Below are 22,245 nucleotides of genomic sequence, written 5' to 3'. Positions count from 1 at the left end.
AAGCCAGCGACGGGATCAGCGGGGCTGGCGGTCGGTCAGGAAAGCGATGTCGATCATCGGCACGCCGCAGGTGGCGCGGACGTGGTAGGCGGCGGCAAGGCCGCGGTGCAGGCGCACGGCGGCTGGCGTCGTCGCGGCGAGCGCCGCCCGCGCTTCTGCCGCCGCCCGCCTGATCCAGATATTTGATTTTGAGGTGGTCATTGCGCTCTCCGGAGCTGAACAGCCACCCCCCGCGCAGGCCCAATATAGCGTGTAGCCTTTAGCCCGGACAGGGGGCAGGCGCTCGCTTCGTCGCATCCGCCCGGGCAACGGGCATAAAAAAAGGGGCGACCGCCGGCCGCCCCTTTTTTGCGAGTCTGCGTCGGATCAGGCGAAGGTAACGCTGGTCCGGCGACGGCGGCGCACTGCCACGCCAGCAAGGCCGAAGCCCGCGATCAGCATCGCCCAGGTCGCCGGTTCCGGCACGGCGTTGGTCGGCGGCGTAAAGGTGCCGGTCGAATACACGCGGACGTTGGACAGCCCGGCCCGGTTAAAGTCCAGCGACTTCAGGCCGCCCAGCAGGTTGCCCGCGTCAAAGATGAAGAAGGCGGTCGACGTATAACCGACGCCGGTCGGCTGGCCCTTGGCGGCGCCGACGTGGATGGCGAGGACGGTCTGGCCGAAAAGCGGCGTGTCGAAATTGATAACGTTGCCGCTGACATCGAACTGGTCGATCCAGCTCAGCGTCTGCCAGTTGAATGTCGTGGTGTTGAACAGCGCGTTGAGAGCGGCAGCGGAATCCTTCCGCTTCGCTTCGCTGTTGCCGTTCAGATTGTTGTTGTCATACCAGCCACCGCAGGCGATCGCCTGAGTGCCGGCGAGCACGGAGCCAATGTCCGAAAGCGCGCAATTCGTGGACCCGAGCGTCAGAGCGGAAGCCGGAGACGCGAGGCCAATGAAGGTCACTGCAGCGGCGGTCGACAGAGCAAGCTTACGCAACATAGTGTGTCACCCCTGACATGAACGCGGACTAATTAATCGGCGGAGGTTAATCCGTAGTTTACGATTCTGCAATGAATCAAAAGCTTCGGACTGTCCTGTTTTGTGGCGGTTTCAGCGCTCAGCGCCGCCTGATGACCAGATTGCGAATTTCGGTCATGTCCTCCATCGCGAAACGGATGCCTTCGCGGCCGAGGCCGGAATCCTTGACCCCGCCATAAGGCATTGAATCAACCCGGTAGCTGGGGATGTCGTTGACGATGACGCCGCCGACATCAAGTTGGTCCCACGCGTCGAGTGCCTGGAACAAATCGCGGGTGAACAGCCCCGCCTGCAGGCCGAAACGACTGGCGTTGACGATGTCCAGCGCCTCACCCCAGCTGTCGAAAGGTTCCAGGCATGCCACCGGGCCGAATGCTTCCTCGCGGTAAAGCGCGCAGTCTTTCGGCACGTTTTCGAGCAGAGTCGCCTGCAGCAACGTCCCCTTGCGCGCGCCGCCGCACAGCAGGGTAGCGCCGCCGGCACGCGCCTCTGCGATCCAGTCGGCGACGCGTGCCGCCTCCTTTTCGTCAATCATCGGGCCGACGAAGGTCGCGCGGTCCTTCGGGTCGCCGGCGACCAGTTTTTTCGTCGCGGCGACCAGCCGGTCACGAAAATCGGCGTAGACCGCACTATGGACGACGATGCGCTGGACGCCGATGCAGCTTTGGCCGGACTGGTAGAAGGCGCCGAACAGCGTGCGGTCGACCGCATCGGCAAGGTCGGCATCGCGATCGACGATGACGGCGGCGTTGCCGCCCAGTTCGAGCACCACCTTTTTCTTGCCGGCGCGCGCCTTCAAATCCCAGCCGACGGCCGGGGAGCCGGTGAAGGACAGCAGCTTCAGCCGATCGTCGGTGGTGAACAGATCGGCGCCTTCGCGGTGGGCGGGGAGGATGGAGAAGGCGCCTTCCGGCAGGTCGGTCTCGGCCAGCACCTCACCGATGATCAGGGCGCCGAGCGGGGTGCGGCTCGCCGGTTTCAGCACGAACGGGCAGCCGACGGCGATCGCCGGCGCGACCTTGTGCGCGGCGAGGTTGAGCGGGAAGTTGAACGGCGAGATGAACGAGCAGGGGCCGATCGGCACCCGTTTCCAGATGCCCTGATAGCCCTTGGCGCGGGCCGAGATGTCGAGCGGCTGGACTTCGCCGTAGAGCCGGGTCGATTCCTCGGCTGCGATGCGGAAGGTGTCGATCAGCCGGCCGACCTCCCCCTCGCTGTCGCGGATCGGCTTGCCCGCCTCTACGCACAGCGCATAGGCCAGTTCGTCGGCGCGCTCGGTAAAGCGGGTGACGCAGTGCTGGAGCACCGCCTGCCGTTCGTAGCTGGCCATCCGCGCCATCGGCTCCACGGCGGTGACGGCGGCGGCGATGCCGGCGTCGATCGTCGCCGCATCGGCCTGGGCGACGCGGAAGGCGACCTCGCCGGTATATTTGTCGGTCACCGCCAGATCGGCGTTCGGCTGTTGCGGCCGGTTGGCCAGATAGAGCGGGTAGACGTCTTTCAGCCTGGCCATACCGTCAATATCCCCGTGCCAGATCGACCTGATTGCGCAGCGGTTCTCCGCGCAGGTACCGGACGAGATTATCGAGGAAAAGTTCCGCCGCCACCCGGAACATGCGTGTTTGGGCGCGGCCGGACAGATGCATGGTCATGATGCAGTTGGGCAGGTGCCACAGCGGGTTGTCCGCCGGCAGCGGTTCCGGCTCCGTCACGTCGAGGAAGGCGCCGCCGATCCGCCGGGCGGCGAGGGCGGCGATCAGCGCGTCCTGATCGACGATGCTGCCGCGCGCGATGTTGACCAGCCAGGCGTCCGGCTTCATCGCCGCGATCTCCGCCGCGCTGAGCAGCAGGTGGGTCTCCGCCGTCGCCGGGGCGGCGAGCACCACCCAGTCGAAGCTGCCAAGCTGCTCCCGCCATGCGTCTGGGCCGATGACGCCGGCCTCTCCGTCCGGCGTGCGGCGGACGCCGGTGACATCGACGCCGAAGCCCTTCAGCCGGTCGCCGATCGCGCGGCCGATCGTGCCGTAGCCGAGGATCAGCGCGCGGCTGCCGAACAGCTCGACCTTGCCGGGCGCGTCGGTCAGCCATTCGCCGCGGTCCTGCGCGCGGACGACTTCGGGGAAACGCTTGGCGGCGGTCAGCATGCCCATCACCGCATATTCGGCGACGGCGATGGCGTTGACCCCCGTGCCGTTGGTGACGAGCGTGCCGCGCCGGCGCAACTGGTCGACCGGAAACGCATCCAGCCCCGCATAGATGGTCGACACCCATTTCAGCCGTTCGCCCGCCGCCAGCGCGGCGGCGGTGGCGTTGCGGTCCGCCATGTCGAGCCAGCCGATCTCCGCCGACGGGGCGAGCGCGATCGCTTCCTCCGCCGTCATGAACCATTTGGCGGCGATGCCCGGCGGCAGGTGATCGGCGATCAGCGGGCGGGCGAGGGCGGGGAGGACGGCGACGATGGGCGTGGACATGGCGCGAGTGTAGACCCGCGCCGGACGATCAATCCAGCGAAACCGCCCAGTCCCAGCCGAGCGGGTCGCCGTCCATGATCTCCACCCCCGCCGCCGCCAGCTCGTCGCGCAGCGCGTCGGATGCGGCGAAGTCCTTGGCGGCGCGGGCGGCGCGGCGTTCGGCGATCCGCGCCTTGACCGCCGCTTCGTCCAGCGTCGCATCGGCCGGGCGGACGCGCAGCGCGGCGCGGTCGGTGGTGACGAGGGCGAGGCCGAGGACCAGATCCATCGTCGCGACCAGCCGCAACCGGTCGTCGGCGGACAGCGCCTTCAGGCCGATCGCCTCGTCGAGCAGCGGTAACGCCTGCGGGGTCATCAGGTCGGCCGAGATGGCGGCGTCGAAGCGGTCGAGCAGTGCGCGGGCCGGGGCGGGGAGCGGCGCCTCTATCGCCGCACGCTGCCAGGCGCTGGAGGCGCCCTTGCCGGCGGATGCTTCGTCCAGCACGCGCAGCCAGCCGGTGTCGGTCGCCGCCTCGCGCAGCTTGCCGACCGCCATCACCAGCCGTTTCAGCCGGGTCAGCGCCGCCGCCATCGTCTCCGCGGTGAATTCCAGCTCGCCGCGATAATGGGCGGTCAGGCACAGCAGGCGATAGGCGAGCGGGTGGACGCCGCGATCGACCAGCGACTGCAGCGTCGCGAAGCCGCCCTTCGACTTCGACATCTTGCCGCCGCGATCGATCAGGAAATTATTGTGCATCCACCAGTTGGCGCCGGTGTCGGCGGTGCCGCTATGCGCCTGGTTCTGCGCGATCTCGTTGACGTGGTGGATCTCGCGGTGGTCGATGCCGCCGGTGTGGATGTCAAAGCGGTCGCCGAGATATTTGCGGGCCATCACCGAGCATTCGAGGTGCCAGCCCGGCGCGCCGGGACCCCACGGCGATTGCCACTCCATCTGCCGCGTCTCACCGGGGGCGGAGGCGCGCCAGATCGCGAAGTCCGGCGCGTGGCGCTTGCCCTCCACCTCGGCGATGCGGCCGACCGTCTCGTCCGGCCGGGCGCCGGCGAGGGCGCCGTAGTCCGGCACCGTCGTGCTGTCGAAATACAGGCCGCTGTCGAGCCGGTAGCAATGCTTGTCGGCGATGGCGCGGCCGAACTCGATCATGTCCTGGATGTGATCGGTGGCGACCGACCACAAAGTCGGCGGGCGGATGTTGAGCCGGGCGACATCCAGCTTGAACGCTTCGGTGTAGAAGGCGGCGATGTCCCAGATCGACTTGCCGTCGCGCTTCGCCGCTGCCTCCATCTTGTCGTCGCCGGCGTCGGCGTCGGAGGTCAGATGGCCGACGTCGGTGATGTTGATGACGTGGTTGACCGGCCAGCCCTTCCAGTTGAGCACCCGGCGCAGCGTGTCGGTGAACACATAGGCGCGCAGGTTGCCGAGATGGGCGTAGTGATAGACGGTCGGCCCGCAGCTGTAGACGCGGACCATGCCGGGGTCGATCGGCGCGAACGGTTCCGTCGCGCGGCTGAGGCTGTTGAACAGCTGGAGGGGGGCGCCCGTGATCGTCATGGCCAAGCGCCATGCCGCGTCCGCCCGCCGGCGGCAAGTGTCTGGGGGGTGGGGGCGTCCGTGGATTGTGCTTGGAGAGGCCCCTCGCCTTCGCTCGTGGTGGCCCCTCGACTGCGCTCGGGATGGACGGGTGGGTTAGGCTGTGCCGATCCGGGCTTTGGCGGGAGTGGGCCGGTCCGATCCGAGCTGGGGTATGGTCGGGCCGTATTCCGCTATGGACGGGCCGGGCTGTCGGGTTAAATGGGGCGCCCAGTGGTGCGGAGGATCGGCGTGGCGGACGAGAGCGGGGTCTATATCGGGTCGGGCGGCGGCAAGCCGCAGGTCCTGAACTTCAAGCGGGCCAATCGCCACGGGCTGATCGCCGGGGCGACCGGCACCGGCAAGACGGTGACGCTGCAGGGCATCATCGAGGGCTTTTCCGCCGCCGGGGTGCCGAGCTTCGTCGCCGACGTGAAGGGCGATCTGTCCGGCATCGCGATGGCCGGGTCGGCGACGGCCAAGACCCATGCGCCCTTTTCCGCCCGTGCCGCCGAAATCGGCCTGACCGACTGGGCCTATGCCGACAATCCGGTGCAGTTCTGGGACCTGTTCGGGGAACAGGGGCACCCGGTTCGCACGACGATATCGGAAATGGGGCCGCTGCTGCTCGCCCGGCTGATGGACCTGAACGAGGTGCAGGAAGGCGTGCTGACCATCGCCTTCACCGTCGCCGACAAGGAAGGGCTGCTGCTCCTCAACCTCGATGACCTGCAGGCGATGCTGGTCCATTGCGCCGAGCGGGCGGACGAGCTGACCGCGACCTACGGCAATGTGTCGAAGCAGAGCATCGGCACGATCCAGCGCGCGCTGCTCCAGCTGCGTTCGCAGGGCGGCGAGCATTTTTTCGGCGAGCCGGCGCTGTCGATGGCCGATTTCATCCAGCGCGACGACAAGGGGCGCGGCGTCGTCAACATTCTGGCCGCCGACAAGCTGATGGCCAGCCCGAAACTGTACGCGACTTTCCTGCTGTGGCTGATGTCCGAACTGTTCGAGAGCCTGCCGGAAGTCGGCGACCCGGACAAGCCGGTGCTGGTGTTCTTCTTCGACGAGGCGCACCTGCTGTTCGACAATGCGTCGAAGGGGCTGCTGGAGAAGATCGAGCAGGTGGTGCGGCTGATCCGGTCCAAGGGCGTCGGCATCTATTTCATCACCCAGAACCCGATCGACATTCCCGACACGGTGGCCGGGCAGCTGGGCAACCGTGTCCAGCACGCGCTGCGCGCGTTCACCCCGCGCGACCAGGCGGCGGTCAAGGCGGCGGCGACGACGTTCCGCGCCAACCCCGGCGTCGACGTCGCCACCGTCATCACCGAGTTGAAGGTCGGCGAGGCGCTGGTGTCGCTGCTGCTGCCGGACGGTGCGCCGTCGCCGGTTGAGCGCGTGCTGATCAAGCCGCCCTGCTCGCGGGTGGGGCCGCTCAGCACGCAAGAGCGCAAGGTGATGATCGCCACCGACGCGATCGGCGACCGCTACGATGCCGCCGTCGACCGCGAATCGGCCGAGGAGATATTGGGTGCGAAGGCGCAGGAGGCGGCGGCCGCCGCTGCCGAGGCCAAGGCACAGGGCGAGGCCGAAAAGGCCGCCGCCGCCAAGGCGAAGGAGGATGCCCGCGCCGCCAAGGAAGCCGAACGCGCCCGTGTCGCCGCCGAGCGCGAGGCGGTGCGCCAGCAGCGGGAAGCGGACCGCGCCGCCGCCAATTCGCCAATCAACCGGGCGATCACCTCCGCCACCCGTTCGGCGTCGTCGGCGATCGGCCGGCAGGTGGCGAACCAGGTGTCGAAGCAGATTTTCGGGACGACGCGCGGCGCCGGCAGCAGCGTTGTCGGCGGGCTGGTGCGCGGGCTGCTCGGCGGCCTGTTCAAGGGGCGGTGATGCGATCGCTGCTGCTTTTCGGGCCGCTGCTGATCGCGCCCGTCGCCGCCGCCAGCGCCGCATCGTCGCCGCTGGCCGGTACATACAGCGCCAACGCGATGGAAATGGCGGCAGGGCTGATCCTGGGCGCCGACGGCAAATTCCGTTACGGCCTTAGCTACGGCGCGCTAGACGAGCAGGCGGCGGGGCGCTGGCGCGAAAAGGACGGCGTGGTGCTGCTGACCACCGAGCCGGCGGTGGTGCCGCCGCGCTTCGTTGTGGTCAGCGACGCGGCGTCCGGCGACGGCGCGCTCTATGTCAGCCTGGACGAGCCGGACGCGCTCGGCGAATTCACCCTGACGCTTGCCGTGCAATACGCGGGCGACCCGAAGGTCCATTATGTCGAGGCGGACGAGGATGGGCGGGTGCCGGTCCCGGCGGGCCAGACGGTCGAGGCGATCGTCCCCGACCTGCCGGTCTACGCCGCGCCTTACGTGCCTTATGCGGTCAAGCCCGGCGGACGGCGGATCGTCTTCCACTTCGAGGCCAACGATGTCGGCAAGGCCGATTTCCGCGACGAGCGGCTGGGCGTCGAGGGCGGCGAACTGGTGCTGACCCGCCACGACCGGGAAATCCGTTTCCGGCGCGGGGTGGAATAGCTCAACCGTCCGCCACCTGGCGGGCGCCGGCATCGATCCGTTCGGACCGGCACCGGCGACCGGGTCAATCAGGATGCGGACGGCGTCTCGTCGGGCGCATCGCCGGCCCGGCGGGCGGCGAGTTTGCTGCCGCCATAGACGGCGGCTGCAGCCGTCGCGGCGACACCGCCGACGACCGCGGCCGCCGCATAAGGGCGCTCGCGGGCGAATTCGACGCCGCTGTTCCACAGGCTTTCCGCCTTGTCGCGCAGTTCGTCGCGCAGTTCCCCGGCGCGTTCGCGCAGGCCGTGCACGTTATCCTCGACGATGGTTTCGGCGGTGTCGAGCATCGTCGAATCGATCGGGGCGGCGGCGGGCAGGATCGGGTCTTCGGTCATCGGAACGCTCCTCGCTTGACTGGTTCCCCATCAACCCGCGAGGCGGCGTATCTTTCCACCCGCTGCGACGAAAAGAGGCGCGGCGGGGGTCTTCGGTTTGCCAATCGGCGGCAGGCCGCACGCCCGACGCCACTTGTGCCGACGCCCGCCGGCGTCGCTGCCACCGCGTGCGCACATGCGGGTCAGGACACCGGCGGGCGCCGGGAGCAAGCGGGAGAGCGTGCGCCTTAAAGCTGGTCGAGCATGTGTTCGGCGGAGCTGACCTTGAAGTCGCCGCCTTCCTCGACGTTCAGGCTGGTGACGACGCCGTCGTCGACGATCATCGAATAACGCTGGCCACGGGTGCCGAGGCCGAACTTGCTACCGTCCATTTCAAGCCCGATCGCCTTGGCGAAGGCGCCGTTGCCGTCGGCGAGCATCGTCACCTTGCCGTCGGCGTCGGCGCTTTTGCTCCACGCACCGAGGACGAAGGCGTCGTTGACCGCGGTGCAGGCGATTTCGTCGACGCCCTTCGCCTTCAACTCCGCCGCCTTGTCGACATAGCCGGGCAGGTGGCGGGCCGAGCAGGTCGGGGTGAAGGCGCCGGGGACCGAGAACAGCGCGACCTTGCGGCCCTTGAAGAACTCGTCCGAATCGACCTGTTCGAGGCCCGATTCGCCGGGGGTCACGAAATTGGTCCTGGGCAGCCGGTCGCCGGTCTTGATCGTCATCTTTGCCTCCATGCCGTGAATCTTCGCGTGCCCCCCTAGGTCGGGCGACAGGGCGCCCGCGTCAAGCGGGGATGGCGCGATGGCGCGGCGAAATTCCGTCTCGGGGCATGACGGCGGCGCGCCGATGCGGCTATGGAGGGGAATGGAACAGGCGACATCGCTTTGCGGGCAATTGCTGCTCGCCATGCCGGGCATCGGCGACCAGCGCTTCGAACGCGCGGTGATCGCGCTGTGCGCCCATGGCGAGGACGGGGCGCTCGGCATCGGCATCGGCCGGCTGGCGCCGCGCGTCGGCTTTCATGATCTGCTCGGCGGGTTCGACATCGATGTCGGGCTGGCGCCGAACTGCGCGGTCCATGTCGGCGGGCCGGTTGAACCGCAGCGCGGCTTTGTCCTCCATTCCGCCGACTGGAGCGGCGACGATACGATCGACGTTTCCGGGCGCTGGGCGCTGACTGGCACGATCGACATCCTGCGCGCCATCGCGGAGGGGCAGGGGCCGGCGCGCTGGCTGGTCGCACTCGGCTATGCCGGCTGGTCGCCGGGCCAGTTGGAGGGGGAGTTGACCCGCCATGGCTGGTTCACCACCGAGGCGAGCGACCGGCTGTTGTTCGACACCCCGGTCGATGCGCGCTGGCGCGCCGCCTTTCGCACCGCCGGGATCAACAGCGCAATGTTGGCGCCGCAGGCGGGAACCGCCTGAACCGCACGTTTTGCCGCGCGTCGGTTCATCGTGGGACAGATATGCCGAAGCACATATAAGGATATCTTTATATTTGCCTTGAACGGCGCGCACCGCTAAGGGGCGCGCCAACGACCGCCCCAAAGCCAGTCTTTGTTGCGGTTCATTGTTTCAAGGAGATCGCAAGTGGCCACCGCCCCCGCCGCATCGTTCGACGATTATGTCGTCAAGGACATCAACCTCGCCGATTTCGGCCGCAAGGAAATCGCCATCGCCGAGACGGAGATGCCCGGCCTGATGGCGCTGCGCGCCGAATATGGCGCGGCGCAACCGCTGAAGGGCGCGCGGATCACCGGTTCGCTGCACATGACCATTCAGACGGCGGTGCTGATCGAAACGCTGACCGCGCTTGGCGCCGAGGTGCGCTGGGCATCGTGCAACATCTTTTCGACCCAGGACCATGCCGCCGCCGCCATCGCCGCCGGCGGCAACCCGGTCTTCGCGATCAAGGGCGAGACGCTGGGCGAATATTGGGACTATGTGCAGCGCATCTTCGACTGGGGCGATACGCCCAGCAACATGATCCTCGACGACGGCGGCGACGCGACGATGTTCGCGCTGTGGGGCGCACGGATCGAGGCGGGCGAGAGCCTGCCGGCGCCGGAGAATGACGAGGAAGTCGAATTCCAGCGCGCGCTGAACGAGTTCATCGCCCGCAAGCCCGGCTACCTGACCGCCACCGTCAAGGCGATCAAGGGCGTGTCGGAAGAGACGACCACCGGCGTCCACCGGCTTTACGAGATCGCCAAGAAGGGCCTGCTGCCGTTCCCGGCGATCAACGTCAACGACAGCGTCACCAAGTCGAAGTTCGATAATCTCTACGGCTGCCGCGAGAGCCTGGTCGACGCGATCCGCCGCGCCACCGACGTGATGCTGTCCGGCAAGATCGCCTGCGTCGCCGGTTTCGGCGATGTCGGCAAGGGGTCTGCCGCGTCGCTGCGCCAGGGCGGCGCCCGTGTGTTGGTGACGGAAGTCGACCCGATCTGCGCGTTGCAGGCGGCGATGGAAGGTTATGAAGTGGTGACGATGGAGGAAGCGGCGACCCGCGCCGATATCTTCTGCACCGCGACCGGCAATGCCGACGTCATCACCGTCGAGCATATGCGGGCGATGAAGGACCACGCGATCGTCTGCAACATCGGCCATTTCGACAGCGAGATCCAGATCGGCGGCCTCGCCAACATGAAGTGGGACGAGATCAAGCCGCAGGTCGACCTGGTCGAGTTCCCCGACGGCAAGAAGCTGATCATCCTCGCCAAGGGGCGGCTGGTGAACCTGGGCTGCGCCACCGGCCATCCGAGCTTCGTCATGTCGTCCAGCTTCACCAATCAGGTGCTGGCGCAGATCGAGCTGTGGACCAAGGGCGACCAGTACAAGAACGAGGTCTATGTCCTGCCGAAGCACCTCGACGAAAAGGTCGCCGCGCTCCATCTGGAGAAGCTGGGCGTCAAGCTGTCGACGCTGACCAAGAAGCAGGCGGACTATATCGGCGTGCCGGTCGAAGGGCCGTTCAAACCGGATCATTACCGCTACTGAGGTCTATGACCACACGCGAAGCGGGCGCGCTTGCCACCGGGCAGGCGCGCCCGTTTGCGTTGGGGCAGGGCCGGGCTTTCTCCGGTTCCGCATGCCCTGAACCGCGGATGCGGCGCGCAGGCGACGGGCGCAGGCGGCGTTGTGGCGAGCGGCGCGTGCCCCTGATTGCGAAGGACTGGACCACGCCGGCGAAGGGCCGGGTGGAGAGCCGCTTGCCGGAACGGGCGACAGGGCACTAGACAGGCGGCCGCATGACTGGCCTTTCCCCAACGATCGCGCTGCTCGCCGGCGTCGTCCTTGCCTTGTGGCTGGCGGTTGCGGGGTGGGCGGTGATGACCGGCCTGCGCATGCGGCTGGATGCGCGCGACACGGCAAGCCGGGCGGAGCGTTTCGCCGCGCTGCTCGATTCGGCGCCGGCGCTGCCGCTGATCGTGCGCGGCGACGGCAGGATAGAGGCGCCGCCCCGACTGGGTGACTGGCTGGGGCTGGCGCGGATGCCGGCCTACCTCGCCGATCTGGCGGGGGAAAGCGGCGGGCTGACCGCCGACGATGCCGCCGGGCTGGCCCGCGATGTCGCCGCCGCGCAGAAATCGGGCAAGCCGTTCACCCGCGCGGCACGGGCGCAGGGATCGTCGCGCACGCTGCTGCTGCGCGGCGCGCCGACCGCGCCGGGGCTGGAAACGCCGGGCGGGGTGATCGTCTGGTTTTTCGACGCGACCGAAAGTCAGGCCGAGATCGGCCGGCTGGGCGAGGAAGCGAAGCGGCTGGGCCGCGCGTTCGAGGCGCTGTCCGGCGTGATCGAGGCGGCGCCGATCCCGATGTGGCACCGTGGCCCCGATTTGCGGCTGACCCTGGTCAACACCGCCTATGTGAAGGCGGTGGAGGCGGAAACCGCCGCCGACGCCATCCGTCGCGGGCTGGAACTGGTCGAAACGGCGGGCGGGCGCGGACCGCTGGCGATGGCCGCCGCCGCTCGCGACGCGGGTGAACCGATCAGCCGCATGGTACCGGCGACGATCGGCGGCGCCCGCCGGATGTTGCAGGTGGTCGACGTGCCGCTGGGCGACGCCGGTGTCGCCGGCTTCGCGATCGATGTCAACGAGCTGGAACAGGCGCGGATGGCGTTCCGCCGCTTCGTCGACGCGCAGCGCGACATGCTCGACCGGCTGTCGGCCGGCGTCGCCCAGTTCGGGCCGGACCGCAGCCTCAGCTTTTCGAACCAGCCGTTCCGCCGCATGTTCGCGATGCGCAACGAATGGCTGGCCGACCGCCCGGAATTCGACCGGGTGCTCGACCGGATGCGCGAGGCCGGGCGGTTGCCGGAGGTCCGCGATTTCCGCCAGTGGCGCGACGAACGCCGCGCCTGGTTCACCGACGCCGCCGCGCACGAGGAAAGCTGGGTGCTGTCCGGCGGCGTCCACCTGCGCGTTGTCGCCCAGCCACTCCCCGACGGCGGACTGCTGATCATCTTCGAGGACCGGACCGAGGAGGTCGCGCTGTCCAGCGCTCGCGACACCTTGCTTCAGGTGCGGACCGCGACCTTCGACAATCTGTTCGAGGCGGTGGCGGTGTTCGCCGCCGACGGCCGCTTGCAGATCTGGAACAACCGTTTCCGCGAAATCTGGGGGTTCGATGAGGACATGCTGGCGGCGCATCCGCGCGTCGACCAGCTGGCCGAGGCGGTCGGGCGGATGCTGACCAACCCGGCGCGGGGCGCGTTGATCCGCGAACTGGTCCGCATCGCCACGGTCGAGCGCAAGCAGCGCAGCGGCCGCGTCGCGCTGAACAACGGCCGGCATTTCGAATTCGCGACGGTGCCGCTGCCCGACGGCAACGCGCTGTTCACCATGCTCGACATCACCGACAGCCGCCGGATCGAAAGCGTGCTGCGCGACCGCAATCAGGCGCTGGAGGCGGCGGACCGGATCAAGACCGCCTTCGTCGCCAATATGAGTTACGAGCTGCGCACGCCGCTGACCTCTATCGGCGGTTTCGCGGAGATGCTGGCCGGCGGCTATGCCGGGGCGCTGGAACCGACCGCGCGCGACTATGTCGCCGCGATCCTCGAATCGGTCGGGCGGCTGGGCGCGTTGATCGACGACGTGCTCGACCTGACCCACAGCGAGGCCGGCGGCCTGCCGATCGAGCGCCACCCGGTCGATCTGGCCCGGCTGGCGGCCGACGCGGCGGAGGGCATGCGCGCGGCGGCGGCGGAGAAGGCGATCGATTTCGAACTGCGGGTGGAGCCGTCGCTCGGCGGGGTGCAGGGCGACGCCCGGCGGCTGCGGCAGGCGCTGGACAACCTGCTGCGCAACGCGATTCGCTATACGCCGGAACAGGGCCGTGTTCTGCTGTACGGGGACGGCGACGCGACGGCGGCCCGGCTGGTCGTGTCCGACAACGGGCCGGGTATGGATTCGGGCCAGCAGGCGCGCGCGTTCGACCGGTTCAGCCGCGCCGGTGACGCGCGCGAGGAAAGCACGTCGCTTGGCCTTGGCCTGCCGCTCGCCCGCCAGTTTGTCGAGGCGCATGGCGGCACGATCGATCTGGTGTCCGAACCGGGGCAGGGCACCGCCGTTTCGATGCGGCTGCCGCGATGATCCTCGCCGATGAGGCCGCCAGCGCCCGGCTGGGTGCCGCGATCGCCGCGCGGCTGCGGCCGGGCGATGTCATCGCGCTGCAAGGGCCGCTCGGCGCCGGCAAGACGACGCTGGCCCGCGCGATCCTCGTCGCGCTGGGGCTGGAGGGGGAGGCGCCGAGCCCGACCTTCGCGATCGTCCAGCCTTATGATCCGCCGGCGGTGCGGCTGCCGGTCTGCCATGTCGACCTGTACCGGCTTGACGGGCCGGAGGATGCCGAGGAACTGGGGCTGGACGACGCGCTGATCGACGGCGTGCTGCTGGTCGAATGGCCGGAACGGATGGGCGCGCGGTTGTGGCCGGAGGCACTGGTGCTGGCGATCGCGCCGGAGGCCGACGGGCACAGGTCCTTGACAGCGACGGTCCCGGCGCCTTGGGAAGAGCGATGGCCGCCACAATGATTCCCCCCTCCGGCGCGGCTGACTTCCTTGCCACCGCCGGCTGGCCCGATGCCAGCATCCTGCCGTTGGCCGGAGACGCCAGCTTCCGCCGCTATTTTCGCGTCGTCGACGCCAATCGGCGGGCGGTACTGATGGATGCGCCGCCGCCGCACGAAGACCCGCGCCCGTTCCTGAAGATTGCGAAGCATCTCGACACGCTCGGCTTTTCGGCGCCGCGCGCGCTGGCCGCCGACCTTGACGCCGGGCTGGTGCTGATCGAGGATTTCGGCGATGCGCGGATGCGCGAAGTGGTCGATGCGGCGCCGCAGCGCGAGCAGGCGATCTACGCAGCCGCCGTCGATCTGCTCGTCGCCCTCCACCGCCACCACGCCGCCGATCTGCCGCCCTACGACCGCGCCGAATATCTGCGTGAGGCGCGGTTGCTGCCCGAATGGTTCGCTCCGGCCGCCGGGCTGGCGGTGGACGGCGCCGGCTACGACGCGGCGTGGGATGCGGCGCTTTCCCCGCTTTACGGCACGGGCGGGCAGGGGGTGACGGTGCTGCGCGATTACCATGCGGAGAATATCATGCTGATCGAAGGGCGCGAGGGGCTTGCCGCGCTCGGCCTGCTTGACTTCCAGGACGCGCTGGCCGGGCATCCGGCCTACGACCTCGTCTCGCTGCTGCAGGACGCCCGGCGCGACGTGCCGGAGGCGCTGGAGGCAGAGATGCTCGACCGCTACCGCGCCGCCGCCGACCCGGCGCCCGGCTTCGACGCGGCCTATGCGCTGCTCGGCGCCCAGCGCAACGCCAAGATCGTCGGCATCTTCACCCGCTTGTGGAAGCGCGACGGCAAGGACCGTTACCTGGCCTATCTGCCGCGGGTCTGGGCCTATCTGGAACGCGACCTCGCCCACCCGGCGCTGGCGCCGGTCAAGGCGTGGTTCGACGCCAATGTCCCGGTGGAAAAGCGGGGGGCATTGGCATGAGCCGGACCCGCAAGCCGCTCGCCCTGCGCCCGGACCCCGGCGGCCCGCCGCTCGGCACCGCGATGGTGCTGGCCGCCGGCCTCGGCAAGCGGATGCGGCCGTTGACCGCGACCCGGCCGAAGCCGCTGGTCAGCGTGGCGGGCAAGACGCTGCTCGACCACACGCTCGACCGGCTGCGCGCCGCCGGGGTCGCGCGCGCGGTGGTCAACGTTCACTATCTGGCGGATGCGCTGGAGGCGCATATCCGCAACCGGGTCAAGGGGATAGATGTCGTCTTTTCCGACGAGCGCGAACAGTTGCTGGAAACCGGCGGCGGGCTGAAGAAAGCGCTGCCGCTGCTGTCGGAAGACCCGATCCTGTCGGTCAACAGCGACAATCTGTGGGTCGACGGGCCGAGTGACACGCTGCGGATGCTGGCGGCGCAATGGGACGACGCGCGGATGGACGCGCTGCTGCTGCTGGTGCCGCTGGCCCGCGCCAATTGCCACGTCGGTGTCGGCGATTTTCATATGGACCCGGCCGGGCGGATCAGCCGGCGGCGGCCCGGCAAGGTGGCGCCGTTCGTGTTCACCGGCATTCAGCTGATTTCCCACCGGCTGTTCGCCGACGCGCCGGAGGGGCCGTTTTCGACCAACCTGCTGTGGGACCGGGCGATCGCCGACGGCCGCGCCTTCGGCTTCGTCCATCAGGGTCTGTGGTTCGACGTCGGCACCCCGCCGGCGATCCGCAAGACCGAGGCGATGCTGGCCAACCGGTAGACTTGGCTGCCGCCGTCATCGTGCGCCGCCCTTTGGCGGTGGCGCGGCGCGATGATGCTTCAATCTGGGCCGGGCAGGGTCTAGGCTCCGCCGGTGTCGCCCGCCGTCTTTACGATTCCGCCCCACCGCGCCTTTGCCGATGCGCTTGCCGCCGGGCTGCTGGCGCGGTTTCCGGAGCGGCTGGCGATGGCGCGCGGCGTGGTGCTGTTGCCGACCAACCGCGCGGTGCGGGCGGTGACCGATGCGTTCGTCCGCCGCGCCGGGGGCGGGCTGCTGCTGCCCCGGTTGGTGCCGGTCGGCGACCCGGAACTCGATGAACATCTGGGCAGCGCGCTCGACCCGATCGGCGCCGAACCGCTGCCGCCGGCGATCGCGCCGATGGCGCGGCGGATGCGGCTGGCGCGGCTGGTGCAGGCGGAACGGCGGAGGGCCGGCCAGCCGGTCGACGCGGCAGAGGCGCTGCGGCTGGCCGACGAACTGGGCCGCACCCTCGACCAGTTGCATGTCGAGCGGGTGGCTCCGCACCGGCTGCGCGACCTGCCGGTCGCCGCCGAACTTTCCGCCCACTGGCAGCTGTCGCTCGACCAGCTTCGGGTGATCCTCGACCTGTGGCCGCGCGAACTGGTGGAGGCGGGGCGGATCGACCTCGCGGACCGGCGCAACCGGCTGCTCGACCGGGTCGCTGCGCGCTGGGCGGCGGAGGGCGTTGCCGGTGGTTTCGTTGTCGCCGCCGGGATCGCGACGAGCGCGCCCGCCGTCGCCGGGCTGCTGCGCGTCGTCGCCCGGATGCCGGGCGGCATGGTGGTGTTCGCCGGGCTGGACCAGACGATGGCGGAGGCGGACTGGCAGGCGATTGGCCCGCATCAACCGGACCCGGTGACCGGCCTGTCGCCCCGGCCGATCGAGACCCACCCGCAATTCCACCTGAAGCTGCTGCTCGAACGGATGGGGATCAACCGCGCGGAGGTGGAGCGCTGGCGCTGGGGCGGCGGGCATGATGCGCCGGCGGCGCGCAGCCGGGCGATTTCCAATGCGCTGGCGCCGCCGGACAGCACCGCCGGTTGGGCGGCGCTCGACGCGGACCAGCGCAGTCTGGCCGGCGTCACCGCGCTGGAACTGGCGACGCCGGCGGAGGAGGCGCAGGCGATCGCCATCGCGCTGCGCCGCGCGGTGGAGGAGCCGGGGCGGACCGCCGCGCTGGTGACGCCGGACCGGGCGCTGGCGACGCGCGTCTCCGCCCATCTGCGCCGCTGGGGCATCGCGGCGGACGACAGCGCCGGCCAGCCGCTGTCCGCCCTGCCGCCCGGCACGCTGCTGACCGCGCTGGCCGAGGCGGCGGCGGAGGATTTCGCGCCGGTCGCGCTGCTGACCCTGTTGAAGCACCCGCTGGTCCGGCAGGGGGCGGAGCGGCTGGCCTGGCTCGACGCGATCCGGCTGATCGACCGGGCGCTGCGTGGGCCGCGCCCGCCGCCGGGGCTGGACGGGATCACCGCTTTCCTGGCCGCCGGCGACCGGCGCGAGCGCCGCCACCGCGCCCCGGCCGAGGTGGTGTGGCGGGATATTCGCCCGCTGCTGGAACCGCTGGCGGCGGCGCGCGGCGCCGGCACGCTCGCCGCGCTGATCGCGGCGCTGCGCGAGGCGGCGACGGCGCTGGCCGGGGACGCTGCCTGGGCGCGCCCGTCCGGCCGTGCGGCGGCGGAACTGGTCGCGGAACTGGAGGCCCATGCAGACTCTGGCCCGGCCGACGCGCGGATCGATGGGTTGCCGGCGCTGATCCGCCAGCTTGCCGACAGCGTCGCGGTGCGGCCGCCGCAGGGCGGGCACCCGCGCATCTTCATCTGGGGGTTGATCGAGGCGCGGTTGCAGCAGGCGGACCTGATGGTCCTCGGCGGGCTGAACGAGGGGACATGGCCGGCGCTGGCGGCGCCCGATCCCTGGCTGGCGCCGCGCATCCGCCGCGCGCTCGACCTGCCGGGGCTGGAACGGCGGATCGGTCTTGCCGCGCATGATTTCGCCAGCGCGCTCGGCGCGCCACGGGTGCTGATCACCCGTGCCCGGCGCGATGCGTCGGCGCCGGCGGTCGCGTCGCGCCTGTGGCTGCGGCTGGAGGCGATGAGCGGCGGCATGGCGCGCGACACCGCGCTGGCGGCGCTGGCCCATGCGATCGACGAGCCCGGCGAGCATCGGCCCGCCGGGCGCCCGGCGCCGGCGCCACCATCGGCCGCACGGCCACGCAAGATCGCTGTCACCGATGTCGACCGGCTGAAGGCCGATCCGTTCGCCTTCTACGCCCGCGCGGTGCTGCGGCTGGCGCCGCTCGACCCGATCGATGCCGACCCGACCGCCGCCTGGCGGGGCACCGCCGTCCATGCCGTGCTCGAAGGCTGGGCCAAGAAGGATGGCTGGGACCCGGCCCGGCTGCGCCCCCGCGCCGAGGCGATGCTGCGCCGGGCCGATGCCCACCCGATGCTGCGCGCGCTGTGGGCGCCGCGCCTGCTGGAGGCGATCGACTGGATTGCGGCGCAGCTTGCCGCCGGGCTGGCGGAGGGGCGCCGCCCGCTGATCGCCGAGCAATGGGGGCAGGCGGATGTCGCCGGGGTGACGCTGGGTGGCCGTGCCGACCGCATCGACCGGCTGGCCGACGGCGGGCTGGTCATCGTCGACTACAAGACCGGCATGCCGCCGAGCGCGAAGCAGGTCGCCGCCGGCTATGCCCAGCAGCTTGGCCTGCTCGGCCTGATCGCCGAACGCGGCGGGTTCGGTGAGATCGAAGGGACGGCGGCGGGTTTCGAATATTGGTCGCTGGCGCGCGGGCGCGACGGCGGTTTCGGCCATGTCGCCAGCCCGGTCGACCCGGCGGGCGCCCGCGACCGGATCGTCACCGCAGACTTCACCCGCCACGCCGCCGATATCTTCGCCGCCGCCGCCGAACGCTGGCTGACCGGGGACGCGCCGTTTGTCGCTAAGCTCAGCCCGGAACACGCGCCCTACACCGATTACGATCAGCTGATGCGGCTAGACGAATGGTACGGGCGCGATGGCTGACGGTTTCAGGCCCCTCGACCGGTTGAACCCGGAACAGATCGCCGCCGCCGCGCCGGACGCACATGTCTGGCTGTCGGCGTCGGCGGGGACCGGCAAAACGCAGGTGCTGATGGCGCGGGTGCTGCGCCTGCTGCTGCGCCCCGGTTTCGACCCCTCGACCCTGCTGTGCCTGACCTTCACTAAAGCGGGCGCGGCCGAGATGGCAGACCGGATCCATGCGCGGCTGGCCGGTTGGGTCCGGCTGGACGAACCGGCGCTGAAAAAGGAGCTGTTCGCGCTCGACGAGCCGCATGACGACCCGGCGGTGCTGAAACGCGCGCGGACCCTGTTCGCGCGGGTGCTGGACGCGGCCGGCGGCGGCCTGCGCATCCAGACCATCCACGCCTTCTGCCAGACGCTGCTCGCCGGTTTTCCGGTCGAGGCCGGGCTGATCCCCGGTTTCCGTCCGATGGAGGCGCGCGAGGAGGCGGTGCTTGCCCGCTCCGTGCTTGCCGCGCTGGTGACGCAGGCGGAGGCGGCGGGCGACGGCGTGCTGATCGGCGCGTTGCAGCGGCTGAGCATCCGGCTGGGCGAGGGCGGGGCGGAGGGTTACCTGATGCGCTGCGCCCGCGCGCCGGAGGAAATGGCGGCGCTGCCCGCCGCGCTCGCCCCGGCGCTGCGCCGGGCATTCGCGGTGCCGGAAGGCGATGTCGAGGTGGCGATCATCGAGGGCTGTGCAGACGGCGCGTTCGACACCGGCGCGCTGCGTGCCGTCGCGGCGGCCAACGCCGCCTGGGCGAGCAAGACCGGGCTGGACACCGCCGACCGCATCGCCGCCTGGCTCGCCGCCGATCCGCCGGGGCGGGCAGCGGCGCTCGACGGCATCGTCGCCATCGCCTTCACCGCCGCCGGAAGCCCGCGCAAGATTTCTCCCCGGTTGATCGAGCACGACCCCGGCTATGCGGAAGCGGCGATGCGGGTGAGCGAGGCGGCAGGCGAGTTGCTCGCACTGCGCGCCCGCGCCGAGCTGGCCGACCTGTTCGCCGCCGGGCTGGAGGCCGGGCGCCGTTTCGCCGCCGCCTATGCCGAGGCGAAGCGCGCGGGCGGCCGCGTCGACTTCGACGACCTGATCCGCCGCGTCGTCCGCCTGCTCGGCACGCCGGGGATGGGCGACTGGATTCGCTACAAGCTGGATCAGGCGACCGACCATATCCTGATCGACGAGGCGCAGGACACCAACGCCCGCCAATGGGCGATCGTCGGCGCGCTGGCCGACGAATTCTTCGCCGGGGAAGGCGCGCGGGGCGACCGGCTGCGGACGCTGTTCTCGGTCGGCGACTACAAGCAGGCGATCTTCGGCTTTCAGGGCACCGATCCGTTGTTCTTCGCCGCCGCCCGGCTGCGCTTCGCCCGGCTGGCGCAGGCGGAGGTGGATGAAGGGATAGGGCAGGGCCTGCGCGACCTGTCGCTGACCCGCTCCTTCCGCTCTACCGCGCCGGTGCTGGCGGCGGTCGACGCGGTGATCGCCGAGGTCGGTGCCGATGCGCTGGGTGAGGATCTGGTCGCCGAACCGCATCTGAGCGCGGTTCCCGGGCCGGGGGCGGTGACGCTGCTCGCGCCGGTCTCGGCCGAGGCGGAGGATGCGGGCGAAGCGGAGGGCGAGGAAGGCTGGGTCAACACCGCGACGCGCCGGCTGGCTGGCGGCATCGCCGCGCAGGTCCGCCGCTGGCTCGACGCGCCGCTGTGGCTGGAGAGCAAGGGGCGGCCGCTGGCGGCGGAGGATGTGCTGATCCTTGTCCGCCGGCGCGGCGACCTGGCGTCGCTGATCGTCGCGCGGCTGCATGCCGAAGGGGTGCCGGTTGCCGGCATCGACCGGCTGATGCTGGGCCAGCCGCTGGCGGTGCAGGATCTGCTCGCCGCCGCCCGCTTCGCGTTGCAGCCGCAGGACGACCTGACGCTGGCGGCGCTGCTCGTTTCGCCGCTGATCGGCTGGACTCAGGACGACCTGTTCGCCCACGGTTATCGGGAGGAAGGGCATGGGCTGTGGGCGCATCTGCGCCGGCGGGGCGGCATCGACGACACGCTGGCCGCGCTGCGGGCGATCCTCGCCGCCGCCGACCTCGTCACCCCCTACCAGTTTTTCGAACAATTGCTGTCCGGCGCGCTCGACGGGCGGCGCAAGCTGCTGCGCCGGCTGGGCGCGGAGGCGCGCGACCCGATCGATGAGCTGCTGAACGCGGCGCTGCGTTTCGAGGCGGAGGCGGCGCCGTCGCTGCAACGCTTCGTCGACTGGTTCGACCGTGGCGATGTCGAGATCGTCCGCGATCCGTCGAAGCCGCACGGCGCCGTCCGGGTGATGACGGTGCACGGCGCCAAGGGGTTGCAGGCGCCGCTGGTCATCCTCGCCGACGCGACGGTCGATCCGGCGAACAGCCCGGCGCGGGCGCTCGCCTGGCCGCTCGAGCCGGCCGGGGCGCCGGTGCCGATCATCCGCCCGCGCAAGGCGGAAGCGGCGGGGTCGCTCGCCGAATTGATCGCCGAGACCGAGCGGCGCGAGCTGCAGGAGCATTGGCGGCTGCTCTATGTCGCGATGACGCGGGCGGAAGAGCGGCTGGTGATCGGGGGGGCGCTCGGCCCGCGCGCCAGGGGCGTCGCCGCGCCGGACAGCTGGCACGCGGCGGCGGAACGCGCGCTGACCGCGCTGGGTGTCGAGGCGGTTGCCGATCCCGACTGGGGCAGCGCTCTGCATTTCACCGGATCGGAACCGGCGCGCCCGGTCGCGCGGGCGCGGGCGGCGGCAGCGGGGGCGGCGTCGCCGGTCGCGGTGCCGGACTGGCTGCACCAGCCCGCGCCGCAGGAGGAGCGGCCGTCGCGGCCGCTGGCGCCGTCCGCGCTGGGCGACGATCAGGTCGCCGATCCGCCGGCGACCCCGGCGCTGCGCCGCGCCGCCGAACGCGGGCGGTTGCTCCATGCGCTGTTCGAGCGGCTGCCGGGGGTGGCGGCGGCGGATCGGCGGGCGGCGGCTGATGCCTGGCTGGCCGCGACCGGCGGCATTGCCGAGGCCGCCGAGCGGCGGGCGATTGCCGATGCGGCGCTGGCGGTGATCGAGGCGCCGGGCTTCGCCGATATCTTCGGGCCGGATGCGCTGGCCGAAGCGCCGATCGCCGCCGTGGTCGGCACCCAGGTGGTCGCCGGTACAGTCGACCGGCTGCTGGTCACGCCGGAACGGGTGCTGATTGTCGATTTCAAGACTGGCCGCCAGGTGCCGCGTAACATTGACGAAGTGCCTGATTATCACCTGAAGCAGATGGGCGGCTATGCGGCGGCGCTGCGCGTCATCTTTCCCGACCGGCCGGTCGAAGCGGCTTTGCTCTACACCGCCGGGCCACGATTGCTGCCGCTCGACGCCGCGCTGCTCGCCCACCACAAGCCGGGCTTGGCGGCGGATCAGCAAAGCTTGGACGAAGGCGCTTGAGCATCGGGCGGTGCATCCCTATTTCT

General features: G+C 70.4%; 17 protein-coding genes. 10 read left to right on the top strand and 7 right to left on the bottom strand.

The features are described 5' to 3' along the window. Positions 1 to 15: 15 nt before the first annotated feature. The 5 genes from ACMT1E_RS08135 to cysS all read right to left on the bottom strand — a co-directional run bounded on the left by ACMT1E_RS08135 (position 16) and on the right by cysS (position 5,040). Positions 16 to 201, bottom strand: a complete 186-nt coding sequence (locus tag ACMT1E_RS08135) for a hypothetical protein (RefSeq protein ID WP_414899563.1) — start codon at positions 199 to 201, stop codon at positions 16 to 18. Positions 202 to 366: 165 nt separating this feature from the next. Beyond that, the gene (locus ACMT1E_RS08130) at positions 367 to 864 is read right to left on the bottom strand and encodes a PEPxxWA-CTERM sorting domain-containing protein (protein WP_414899561.1); all 498 of its coding nucleotides are present in this window, start codon (positions 862 to 864) and stop codon (positions 367 to 369) included. Between the two features lie 235 nt (positions 865 to 1,099). Then, positions 1,100 to 2,533, bottom strand: a complete 1,434-nt coding sequence (locus ACMT1E_RS08125) for an aldehyde dehydrogenase family protein (RefSeq protein WP_414899560.1) — start codon at positions 2,531 to 2,533, stop codon at positions 1,100 to 1,102. A gap of 4 nt (positions 2,534 to 2,537) precedes the next feature. Then, complete coding sequence (locus ACMT1E_RS08120; protein WP_414899559.1) at positions 2,538 to 3,491, bottom strand: D-2-hydroxyacid dehydrogenase; 954 nt, start codon at positions 3,489 to 3,491, stop codon at positions 2,538 to 2,540. A 28-nt stretch (positions 3,492 to 3,519) separates the two neighbouring features. Beyond that, positions 3,520 to 5,040 (bottom strand): cysteine--tRNA ligase, encoded by a 1,521-nt coding sequence (gene cysS / locus ACMT1E_RS08115; protein ID WP_414899558.1) that lies wholly within the window; start codon positions 5,038 to 5,040, stop codon positions 3,520 to 3,522. 252 nt (positions 5,041 to 5,292) lie between these two features. Here cysS and ACMT1E_RS08110 point away from each other — a divergent pair, with 252 nt between their 5' ends. Next, positions 5,293 to 6,951 (top strand): helicase HerA-like domain-containing protein, encoded by a 1,659-nt coding sequence (locus ACMT1E_RS08110; protein ID WP_414899556.1) that lies wholly within the window; start codon positions 5,293 to 5,295, stop codon positions 6,949 to 6,951. Then, entirely contained in the window at positions 6,951 to 7,589 is a 639-nt protein-coding gene (locus tag ACMT1E_RS08105) for a hypothetical protein (protein WP_414899554.1), read from the top strand. The genes ACMT1E_RS08110 and ACMT1E_RS08105 overlap by 1 nt, the downstream gene beginning before the upstream one ends. A gap of 68 nt (positions 7,590 to 7,657) precedes the next feature. On the opposite strand, the gene ACMT1E_RS08100 is transcribed toward ACMT1E_RS08105, so the two are convergent. Both ACMT1E_RS08100 and ACMT1E_RS08095 read right to left on the bottom strand, forming a co-directional pair. After that, a complete protein-coding gene (locus ACMT1E_RS08100; protein ID WP_414899553.1) occupies positions 7,658 to 7,966 on the bottom strand; it encodes a hypothetical protein in 309 nt (102 codons plus the stop codon). 227 nt (positions 7,967 to 8,193) lie between these two features. Continuing rightward, positions 8,194 to 8,676, bottom strand: a complete 483-nt coding sequence (locus tag ACMT1E_RS08095) for a peroxiredoxin (RefSeq protein WP_414899552.1) — start codon at positions 8,674 to 8,676, stop codon at positions 8,194 to 8,196. 142 nt (positions 8,677 to 8,818) lie between these two features. On the opposite strand from ACMT1E_RS08095, the gene ACMT1E_RS08090 reads away from it, so the two are divergent. The 8 genes from ACMT1E_RS08090 to addA all read left to right on the top strand — a co-directional run bounded on the left by ACMT1E_RS08090 (position 8,819) and on the right by addA (position 22,219). Next, complete coding sequence (locus ACMT1E_RS08090; protein ID WP_414899551.1) at positions 8,819 to 9,379, top strand: YqgE/AlgH family protein; 561 nt, start codon at positions 8,819 to 8,821, stop codon at positions 9,377 to 9,379. Between the two features lie 165 nt (positions 9,380 to 9,544). Then, positions 9,545 to 10,954, top strand: coding sequence for an adenosylhomocysteinase (gene ahcY / locus ACMT1E_RS08085; protein ID WP_414899549.1), 1,410 nt, complete (start codon positions 9,545 to 9,547; stop codon positions 10,952 to 10,954). Positions 10,955 to 11,205: 251 nt separating this feature from the next. After that, positions 11,206 to 13,554, top strand: coding sequence for a PAS-domain containing protein (locus ACMT1E_RS08080; protein WP_414899548.1), 2,349 nt, complete (start codon positions 11,206 to 11,208; stop codon positions 13,552 to 13,554). Then, the gene (tsaE, locus tag ACMT1E_RS08075; protein ID WP_414899546.1) at positions 13,551 to 13,994 is read left to right on the top strand and encodes a tRNA (adenosine(37)-N6)-threonylcarbamoyltransferase complex ATPase subunit type 1 TsaE; all 444 of its coding nucleotides are present in this window, start codon (positions 13,551 to 13,553) and stop codon (positions 13,992 to 13,994) included. Before ACMT1E_RS08080 ends, tsaE begins: the two co-directional genes overlap by 4 nt. After that, complete coding sequence (locus ACMT1E_RS08070; RefSeq protein ID WP_414903338.1) at positions 13,991 to 14,962, top strand: aminoglycoside phosphotransferase family protein; 972 nt, start codon at positions 13,991 to 13,993, stop codon at positions 14,960 to 14,962. The genes tsaE and ACMT1E_RS08070 overlap by 4 nt, the downstream gene beginning before the upstream one ends. After that, complete coding sequence (locus tag ACMT1E_RS08065; protein WP_414899545.1) at positions 14,959 to 15,720, top strand: nucleotidyltransferase family protein; 762 nt, start codon at positions 14,959 to 14,961, stop codon at positions 15,718 to 15,720. Before ACMT1E_RS08070 ends, ACMT1E_RS08065 begins: the two co-directional genes overlap by 4 nt. A gap of 93 nt (positions 15,721 to 15,813) precedes the next feature. Further along, entirely contained in the window at positions 15,814 to 18,765 is a 2,952-nt protein-coding gene (gene addB, locus ACMT1E_RS08060; protein WP_414899543.1) for a double-strand break repair protein AddB, read from the top strand. Continuing rightward, entirely contained in the window at positions 18,758 to 22,219 is a 3,462-nt protein-coding gene (addA, locus tag ACMT1E_RS08055) for a double-strand break repair helicase AddA (RefSeq protein WP_414899542.1), read from the top strand. The genes addB and addA overlap by 8 nt, the downstream gene beginning before the upstream one ends. Positions 22,220 to 22,245: the final 26 nt, after the last annotated feature.

Source organism: Sphingomonas flavalba (genome assembly GCF_047553045.1).
GTDB lineage: Bacteria > Pseudomonadota > Alphaproteobacteria > Sphingomonadales > Sphingomonadaceae > Sphingomonas_L > Sphingomonas_L flavalba_A.
Note: the sequence above shows the minus strand (reverse complement) of the source record. Positions and strands in the feature narration are given on the sequence as shown.